Origin of the sequence: Pseudomonas emilianonis (genome assembly GCF_023072625.1) — a bacterium.
GTDB classification, from domain to species: domain Bacteria; phylum Pseudomonadota; class Gammaproteobacteria; order Pseudomonadales; family Pseudomonadaceae; genus Aquipseudomonas; species Aquipseudomonas paraveronii.
In genome coordinates this window covers 1-4,581 of the sequence record NZ_JAKNRV010000387.1, presented here as the reverse complement: position 1 = coordinate 4,581, position 4,581 = coordinate 1, and the positions used below count along the sequence as shown (strand labels likewise).

Genomic DNA, 4,581 nt, shown 5'->3' with positions numbered 1-4,581 from the left:
CCCTGCAGCAGCAGCGGCAGGGCGATCACCGTCGAGCGCAGGTAGGCACTGAGCAACGCTTCATCATCGGAGCGGTCCAGCGACAGCAGCACGCGCACGTTCTCGCCGCTGTGCAACGGCACCAGGCGCGTGGCGCTGAGGATGCGGTCGCCATGCCCATCCACCCAGTTCAGGTAGGCCAGGGTCTTGCTGGCCGGTACGTCCAGCAACAGCGGCTGCAGGGGTTTCGCGCCCACGCTCAGCAGCACCGGCGCATCGGCCTGGGTGCCCATGATGGTCAGGTAGATGTTGTCGTGGCCCATCACCAGATCCAGCAGTGAGTGGGGGCGGCTGCTGATGTCGCGGGGCTTGAGGCCCTGGCTCAGGCTGTGCTCCAACTGCTCCAGCTTGTTTTCCAGGCCCTTGCGCGCGAGCTTGTCCAACTCGTGGGTCAAGGCCAGGTACGCCAGGGTCGCCAACAGCACCACCAGGCCGGCACCCATCAGGCTGACCGTCAGGCCCAGGCGCATCGACAAGCTGGTGGTCCTCATTGGCGCGCCTCCAGCACGTAACCGACGCCGCGAATGGTGTGGATCAGCTTGACCTCACTCTGGTCATCGACCTTGCCGCGCAGGCGGCTGATGGAGACTTCCACCACGTTGGTGTCGCAGTCGAAGTTCATGTCCCACACCAGGGAGATGATTTGCGTGCGGGTCATCACTTCACCGGCCTGGCGCATCAGCACGTGCAGCAGGGCGAATTCCTTGGTGGTCAGGTCGATCCGCCGTGTGCCGCGATAGGCGCGGTGGCGGCGCGGGTCGAGTTCCAGGTCGGCGACGCGCAACACGTCCGGCAGCGGGATGTGTTCGCTGCGCCGCAACAGCGTGCGCACGCGGGCCAGCAACTCGGGGAATTCGAAGGGCTTGACCAGATAATCATCGGCGCCCATGTCCAGGCCCTTGATCTTGTCGGCCAGCCGGCCACGGGCGGTCAGCATCATGACCCGCTGGTTGCCGTCGCGGCGCAGTTGTTCCAGCACTTCCCAACCGTCGGTGTTGGGCAGGTTCACATCGAGGATCACCAGTTCATAGGCGTTTTGTCGGGCCAGGTGCAGGCCGTCTACACCGCTGGCGGCGCAATCGACGACGTAGCCACTTTCGGTCAGGCCCTGCTGCAAGTAATCGGCGGTTTTCTGCTCGTCCTCAACCACAAGGATACGCATGGGGATTTACCTTCAAAGAAAACGGAGAGGGGCATGGCCGCATAGAGGCGGCGAGTGGGCTGTAGGAAAACTCTGAACCGTGAAGTAGCTTTAGGGTCAAGCCGCGTCAGGCAACTGCGACGATTCGTCGCTGTGCGGGTGAGCAAAAAAAACGCCCCATACGGGGCGTAAAAGTTCATCTCCGTTCCAAAGGAGCTACACAAAAGCTGCAGAGATGAATGTGTTCGATAAGCAGTATAAAAACTGCAACTTAACGAGAAGGTGAGGCCGATATTACAGTTCTGACAGATTTGAACCTGTGAAGAGATGTACTTCATCGGCAAGTAAATGTAAGCGTTACTTAGAGCGCCGCCAGTGGATACTCGATAATGACCCGAACTTCTTCCAGGTCGGACTCAAATGCACTTGAGCGCACGCTCGCCTGGCGCAGTCGCAGCGATAAGTCCTTCAATGTGCCCGCCTGCACCACGTACTTGGCTTCGATATCGCGCTCCCAGCGGCGCTGATCGGTGAGCGGATCGCCGGCGGCATCGCGGCGCATATACACCGCGTTGGCGTTGCTGTAATCGGCACCGGTGCCTTTGGCATAGCGGGTCATGAACGTCAGGCCGGGAATGCCGAAGGCCTGCATGTCGAGGTCGTAGCGCACCATCCATGAGCGCTCCTTGGGCGAGTTGAAGTCGCTGTACTGGATCGAGTTGTTGAGGAAGATCGAGTCGGACTGGCGCAGGTAATCGAAGTCGTCGTCGCCGTTGTTGCGCTGGTGCGACACGGCCACGCTGTGGGCGCCGACTTTCACCCCGAGCCGGGCGCTCCAGATGTTGTTGTCGAAGGTTCCCAGGCGCTTTTTGCCCTCATCCACGGCCTTGTAATAATTGACGTCACCGAACAGCGAGACATCCTCGCTCAGCGGGTAACTGGCGGCGCTGCCGACGTAGTACTGGTCCCAGGCATCTTTCAGGCGGCTGCTGTACAGGCTGAAACCGAGGTGTTTGTTGAGTTGATAGTCACCGCCGAAATAGCCGATCCAGGGCGAGTCGACCGGGCCCGCATAAAACGTCGCGAAGCCTTTGTTCATGCCGCTTTCGTTGGGCTGGCTCATGCCGCTCAGACGCCCGCCCTGCAGGCTCAGGCCCTCGAGGCTGGTGTTTTGCACGGTGACGCCACGGAAACTTTCCGGCAACACCCTGGAGTCACCGTAGGCCACCACCGGGGTGAGCGGGAACACGTCGCCGGCCTTGATCACCGTGTCCAGCACGCGCAATTTCGCGGCGCCGCCGACCTTGGTGTAGCTGTCCTCGGGGTGGTTGTCGCTGTCCACCGGCAACACGCCGAACGAGCCCTTGCCGCCGCTGCGGCCGGTGCCCGAATCGAGTTTCACCGCGACCATGGCAAACGCATCCAGGCCAAAACCCACGGTGCCCTGGGTGAAACCGGACTCGAACTTGCCGATCAGCCCCTGCGCCCAGGCTTCTGAATAGCCGTTGCCAGTCGGGCTGGATTGGCCTTTGCGATCATCGCGGTTGAAGTAAAAGTTACGTGCCAGCACCTTCACGCTGCTGCCTTCGATAAAGCCTTCGGGCTTGTCTTCCACGGCCAGCGCTGCCAGGGGCAGTGTGGCGAGCAGTGAAAGGGGAAGGGTGTAATAACGGATACGCATGTTTCGCTCCTTGGTATTGGCAGTTATCAGCTTCTTATGGAGGCGGGCGTTCTTATTGATTTGGCCCGGGCTGATAGTTGCAAACTGCGGATAACGGCTGCGTGGCGTGAACATTACAATTCTGGAACCTCGGCGTTACCTAACAAATAAGTAATCTTTTGGTGAAGCTCTCGTCAGGGTTGCTTCGTTAGTCTCGACACTGAACTTTCAGTCGAGGAATGAGTAATGAACTTTTATAAAGCTGGCGTGGGTGTATTGATGGCCATCCTGTCATTCGGTGCGTTGGCCGAAGGCGGCGGTGATCGCACCTTTGCGCTGATGATGGAGCGCAATGAAAAATCCATGGCCGAGTACGCGGTCAGAGAGGGCAAGGTGCCCCCGGTGGTGCAGAACTATCGCTATGGCATGACCCTGGACATTGCCAAGGTGGTCAGCGTGACGCCACCGGTCCGTGCATGCGGCCCCGTGCCCTCGCGCATGACCTACGAAGACGCCAGCGGCCAGCTCAAGACCCTGGAATATCAAGTGATGGGTATCTGCCGAAACAATGGCAGATGATCGCTGCAAAAAAAGAGTCACGCCGGGCATCGAACCGCTCTTCAGAAAACCCCGGCCACGCCGATGCAGGTCAGATCCGTCCTTTTCTCATGACCATCGGTGTCTCATGTTCAACACCCGTTTGAAGCAGGAGCTGTCTGCTCTTCGCGAAGAGTTGTCCAGCTTGCAGCAGGTCAAGGAAAGCCTGGAAAGCGAAATGTTGTGCCTGACACTGGACGCCGAAGGCCGGGTGGAGTGGGCGAATGCCAACTTCCTGCAGGCGCTGGCTTACTCGATGTCGCAACTGCTGGGGCGGCCCGTTGACGAGCTGGTGCCGGCCTACCTGCGTCAGGACGAATTCCAGCAGCGCTTCAAGAACGCACTGGTGCGTGGCGAACACTTTGCCGGTGCCGTGCGCCTGTTGCGCGGCAATGGCAAGGAAGCGTGGTTGCGTTCGATCGTGCAGCCGGTGCGCGGCTCGGACGGGCGCATCAAGCATATTTCGATGTTCTCCAGCGACCTCACGCGCACCATCGAGGCGTCGCGCGAGCACGAAAACCTGATCTCCGCGCTGGTGCGCTCCACGGCCGTGATCGAGTTCGACCTGGACGGGCATGTGCTCACCGCCAACGAGCGTTTTCTCAATGCGATGGGTTACAGCCTGGCGCAGATCCAGGGCAAACATCACCGTATTTTCTGCGAGCCGGCGGAATACAACAGCGCCGAGTACCAGAACTTCTGGAAACGCCTGAACGCTGGCGAGTTTGTCGCGGCACGTTTCAAGCGCGTGGACAGCCATGGCCGCGCGGTATGGCTTGAAGCCACCTATAACCCGGTGCTGGATGCCAATGATCGTCTGTACAAAGTGGTCAAGTTCGCCACCGTGATCACCGAGCAGGTCAACCGTGAACACGCGATTGCCGAGGCGGCCAACATTGCCTACAGCACCTCGCTGCACACCGACAGCAGTGCCCAGCGCGGCACCACGGTAGTGACGCAGGCGGTCGACGTGATGCGCGAGCTGGCCCACCACATGCAGCAGGCCGGCGAGGGCATCGAGGCGCTGAATGCCCAGTCCCAAGTGATCGGCAGCATCGTCAAGACCATCAGCGGCATCGCCGAACAGACCAACCTGCTGGCGCTCAACGCGGCCATCGAAGCGGCGCGTGCCGGCGAACAGGGG

At 60.4% G+C, this 4,581-nt stretch carries 4 protein-coding genes and 1 pseudogene; 2 read left to right on the top strand and 3 right to left on the bottom strand.

Annotation, left to right across the window (positions count from 1 at the left end):
• The 3 genes and pseudogenes from L9Z73_RS25835 to L9Z73_RS25825 form a co-directional block, all read right to left on the bottom strand.
• Positions 1-530, bottom strand: a pseudogene (locus tag L9Z73_RS25835) (heavy metal sensor histidine kinase); the annotation flags it as partial.
• Positions 527-1,201, bottom strand: a complete 675-nt coding sequence (locus tag L9Z73_RS25830) for a heavy metal response regulator transcription factor (protein WP_247407223.1) — start codon at positions 1,199-1,201, stop codon at positions 527-529. The pseudogene L9Z73_RS25835 and the gene L9Z73_RS25830, both read right to left, overlap by 4 nt.
• Positions 1,202-1,541: 340 nt before the next feature.
• The gene (locus L9Z73_RS25825) at positions 1,542-2,861 is read right to left on the bottom strand and encodes an OprD family porin (protein ID WP_247407220.1); all 1,320 of its coding nucleotides are present in this window, start codon (positions 2,859-2,861) and stop codon (positions 1,542-1,544) included.
• A 225-nt stretch (positions 2,862-3,086) separates the two neighbouring features.
• Between L9Z73_RS25825 and L9Z73_RS25820 the strand changes: the two genes are divergently transcribed.
• On the top strand, positions 3,087-3,419 hold the full coding sequence (locus L9Z73_RS25820; RefSeq protein ID WP_247407218.1) for a DUF2790 domain-containing protein: 333 nt from the start codon (positions 3,087-3,089) through the stop codon (positions 3,417-3,419).
• Positions 3,420-3,525: 106 nt separating this feature from the next.
• The coding region (locus L9Z73_RS25815; RefSeq protein WP_247407217.1) for a methyl-accepting chemotaxis protein at positions 3,526-4,581 on the top strand (1,056 nt) is incomplete at its 3' end.

What these genes read in the sequence shown, in the direction of transcription:
- L9Z73_RS25825 (WP_247407220.1), bottom strand. Translation starts at nt 2,861, where the DNA reads ATGCGTATCCGTTATTACACCCTTCCCCTTTCACTGCTCGCCACACTG.
- L9Z73_RS25820 (WP_247407218.1), top strand. Translation starts at nt 3,087, where the DNA reads ATGAACTTTTATAAAGCTGGCGTGGGTGTATTGATGGCCATCCTGTCA.
- L9Z73_RS25830 (WP_247407223.1), bottom strand. Translation starts at nt 1,201, where the DNA reads ATGCGTATCCTTGTGGTTGAGGACGAGCAGAAAACCGCCGATTACTTG.